General features: G+C 62.5%; 2 protein-coding genes, 1 tRNA gene and 1 riboswitch. All 3 genes read right to left on the reverse strand.

The features are described from left to right. Positions 1 to 179: 179 nt before the first annotated feature. On the reverse strand, positions 180 to 458 hold the full coding sequence (locus G455_RS0121980; RefSeq protein ID WP_154664465.1) for a hypothetical protein: 279 nt from the start codon (positions 456 to 458) through the stop codon (positions 180 to 182). A 139-nt stretch (positions 459 to 597) separates the two neighbouring features. Continuing rightward, a riboswitch (cobalamin riboswitch) is annotated at positions 598 to 796 on the reverse strand. Positions 797 to 849: 53 nt separating this feature from the next. Continuing rightward, positions 850 to 3,207: an ATP-dependent helicase gene (locus tag G455_RS0121985; RefSeq protein ID WP_028095585.1), complete on the reverse strand. Its 2,358-nt coding sequence runs from the start codon at positions 3,205 to 3,207 to the stop codon at positions 850 to 852. A gap of 191 nt (positions 3,208 to 3,398) precedes the next feature. Further along, positions 3,399 to 3,460, reverse strand: a tRNA-OTHER gene (locus G455_RS0121990). Positions 3,461 to 3,651: the final 191 nt, after the last annotated feature.

A 3,651-nucleotide genomic window follows, 5' to 3' on the forward strand; every position in this document is an offset into this window, starting at 1 on the left:
CGGCAACGCTCTCCTCCTCCCTGCGTTGCCGGCCACTCCAACCCCCGAAATGGGGAAACGACATAACCGAATACATCGGGCGCTCTCCTCCTCCCTGCGCTCGATGTTACAAGAGAACGGCGGCACCTCTCCTCCTCCCTGGTGCCGCCGTTTTCGTTTTTCCCGTTTGTCATCCGCCATCATGATCGTCGCCGACCAGCCCCACCGCGCCGAGCCGGCGCAGGCAGATCGTCTGCGCAATGCTGCAATGCCCGCAGGTGATCACAAAACAGCGCCACCGATGGCGAGGTCGCGGCCAAAGGCGCCGCACGGCATTCCGCCGCCTGCGCCGCCGCAGCTTCGGAACAGTCCTCGGGCAGGGTCATCAGCCATTCAAGAAAGCCCATCCGCGCGGCAACCTGGCCATCGGCTTCGGGCGGCAGATCGCGCAATGCCAGCAAGATCCCCGATAGCATCATCGCCCTGCGTCCCATGGATCGGGATTACACTTCATCTTCGTTCCTTTCTCCGCCGCGCCCCGCGGCAGATGCAATATGCACGGGTACGAAGAAAGGCCTGCGGGATCCGTCGCCCGCACCGCCCAGGATCGCCGCCCGCGATTTGACGTTATGCAAGGCTGGCTTCCGGACTTGGACAATGGGGGGCCCGCGGCCCTGTTCCGACCCTTCCCGAAAGCAGGCGCTTTCAGTGGTTTTGCCGGAATTTCCCGATCCTTACCGTTGCGGGGGCAGTGCCGGTCTTGCACCGGCTTCCCAATTCTCCCCCCGAAGGGGGCACCTCACGACAGAAAGAGTACAGGATCGCGACCCGATGCACCAGCGAACCGCGGCCCGCGTCGCTTTTGCGCAGTCAGAACGGGATATCATCGCTGGCCGAGAGGAAGCGACCGACCACCTTCTTCGGCCCGGCTTTCTCGAAATCGACATCAAGCTTGTCACCTTCGATCCCGGTCACCGTGCCATAGCCGAATTTCTGGTGAAACACCCTTTCCCCCACGGTGAAGCTGGAGACAGCAGTCGCGTCGATCACCGTGTTGCGACTTTCGCGCGGTTGCGACGTACCACGTTCGCCGGCCCGGGCCTGCATCCGCTTCCAGCCGGGAGAATTATAGACATTCGCCTCGGACGCCCGGGTTTCGATCGTCCCGCGTACCGCGCTGGCCGGGGCCGCCGCCGCGCCATATCCACCACCATAAAGACCGGGCGGGGTCAGAACCTCGACATGCTCCTCGGGCAGCTCGTCGATGAAACGCGACGGCAGCGCCGATTGCCATTGGCCAAAGACCCGCCGGTTGGCCGCGAAGGAGATGGTGCAAATCTCTTCGGCGCGGGTAATGCCGACATAGGCCAGGCGCCGCTCCTCCTCCAGGCCCTTGAGACCACTTTCATCCATGCTGCGTTGCGACGGGAACAACCCGTCCTCCCAGCCCGGCAGGAAAACGGCGGGAAATTCCAGCCCCTTGGCCGCATGCAGCGTCATGATCGACACCTTCTGATCGGCATCGGCCTGCTCATTGTCCATGATCAGACTGACATGCTCCAGGAAGCCTTGCAGATTCTCGAAGTTCTCCAGCGCCTTGACCAGTTCCTTTAGGTTTTCCAGCCGGCCCGGCGCCTCGGGCGTCTTGTCGTTCTGCCACATGGTGGTGTAGCCGCTTTCGTCCAACACCATTTCGGCCAGTTCCATATGGGTCAGATCGGGATCGCCCGCCATCCGGCCCCAGCGGCGCAGATCCTCGACCAAGGTCCGCAACGCCGCACCGCCCTTGCCCTTGATCAGCCCGTCGTCCACCGCGATCCGGGCCCCTTCCAACAGGTTGACGCCATTGGCCCGCGCCGTGGTCTGGATGGTCTGCTGCGCCTTGTCGCCCAGGCCCCGTTTCGGCGTGTTGACGATACGCTCGAAGGCCAGATCATCATCCGGGCTGACCACCAGCCGGAAATAGGCCATGGCATCGCGAATTTCGAGCCGTTCGTAGAAGCGCGGGCCGCCGATCACCCGATAGGGCAGACCGATGGTCAGAAACCGATCCTCAAACGCGCGCATCTGGTGCGAGGCGCGGACGAGGATGGCGATTTCATCCAGACCGAAGGCACGCAGCCCCCGGGTGCCGCGCTGCATCGCCTCGATCTCCTCACCGATCCAACGCGCTTCCTCTTCCCCGTCCCAATGGCCGATCAGCCGGACCTTTTCGCCATGCTCAGCCTCGGTCCAGAGCTCCTTGCCCAGGCGCCCCTGGTTGCCGCGGATGACATTCGAAGCGGCGGCGAGGATATGCGCGGTCGAACGGTAATTCTGTTCCAGCCGCACCACATGGGCGCCGGGAAAATCCTTTTCGAACCGCAGGATATTGCCCACCTCGGCACCACGCCAGCCATAGATCGACTGGTCATCATCGCCGACGCAGCAGATGTTCTTGTGCCCCCCGGCCAACAGCCGCAACCACAGGTATTGGGCCACGTTGGTATCCTGATATTCATCGACCAGGATATAGCGGAACCAGCGCTGATATTGCGCCAGAACGTCCGGGTGGGTCTGGAAGATCACCACCATGTGCAGCAGCAGATCACCGAAATCGACAGCGTTGAGCTGGCGCAGACGGTCCTGATACTGCGCGTAAAGTGCCACCCCCCGGTGGTTATAGGCGCCGGCGTCGGCGGTGGGGATCTTGTCGGGCGTCAGCGCACGGTTCTTCCAGCCGTCGATGATGCCGGCCAATTGCCGGGCGGGCCAGCGTTTATCGTCAATGCCGGCGGCCTGAACCAGTTGTTTCAGCAGGCGAATCTGATCGTCGGTGTCGAGGATGGTGAAATTGGATTTCAGCCCCACCAGTTCGGCATGGCGGCGCAGCAGCTTGACGCAGATCGAATGGAAAGTGCCCAGCCAGGGCATGCCCTCGATCGCCTGCCCCAGCAGGCGGCCGACCCGCTCCTTCATCTCGCGCGCGGCCTTGTTGGTGAAGGTGACCGAGAGGATTTCGTTCGGCCGGGCGCGGCCAGTGTTCAGCAGATGCACGATGCGCGCGGTCAGCGCCTTGGTCTTGCCGGTGCCGGCGCCGGCCAGCATCAAAACAGGGCCGTCGAGACATTCGACCGCCTCCCGCTGGGCGGGGTTCAGATCGTCGAGGTAAGGCGCCGGCCGCGCCGCCATGGCCCGGGCCGAGAGCGCTGCCCCCTCGAAGGCATCAAGATCGTCGTAACTGCTCATGCGGGGAACTTAGCGCGGATCGCGGCACAGTTAAAGATCCGTTCGCGGTCTGTTCCAAGGCAACCTGCTCTCTGCTGAGCCGCCAGCCATGAACGGGTCCTGCTCAGGTGTTGGGCCTTTGCCAACCGCAGGAGGACGTGGAGCGGCTCCGGGGACAAACCACACAGAAAATCAATGATTTTATGGTGATATGGTGCCCCCACACGGACTCGAACCGCGGACCTGACTGCTCTACCAGCTGAGCTATAGGGACGCGGCCCCTTCACTTAAGACACTTACAAGAAAGGGCTTTTCGGTTCAGCCGACTTCTACCATGATCCAATTGCATCCAACGCACTGATAGCACCTTGGGGCCGAAAACCGCAAGATGTGTGCCAATGTGTGCCAAAATGTGTGCCAATCCAAACCGCCCGAGTAGCCTAGCTTGCCCACTCCCATAGGATG

The organism is Pseudodonghicola xiamenensis DSM 18339 (assembly GCF_000429365.1).
GTDB lineage: Bacteria > Pseudomonadota > Alphaproteobacteria > Rhodobacterales > Rhodobacteraceae > Pseudodonghicola > Pseudodonghicola xiamenensis.